Here is a 248-nt window from a genome sequence, read left to right on the forward strand (position 1 = left end):
TGTTCCAATCCCCACCTTTCCTGTATGATTGATGGTAATAACTTCTTTCCTACCACTACTAGTAGGTGTCACCATCCCAATATGTCCTTTTCCTTCTCCATTATCATAGTCCAGCCATAAATAGCCTGTTCCAGCGATATTGGCAAGTTGTACCTCGGGATTTGTGATATCACTATTTTTATTTTTTAGCCTTAAAATTCCCCCATTATCCACAATATCAAGAGTTCTAGAAGGTGAATTTGTTCCAA

Annotated in this window: 1 protein-coding gene; it reads right to left on the bottom strand. The window is 38.3% G+C overall.

Annotation, left to right across the window (positions count from 1 at the left end; all coding sequences use genetic code 11):
* Window positions 1-248: hypothetical protein (locus E1171_RS22965; protein WP_187696071.1), on the bottom strand; the 248-nt coding region annotated here is incomplete at both ends.

Source organism: Xanthovirga aplysinae (genome assembly GCF_009711365.1).
GTDB classification, from domain to species: domain Bacteria; phylum Bacteroidota; class Bacteroidia; order Cytophagales; family Cyclobacteriaceae; genus Xanthovirga; species Xanthovirga aplysinae.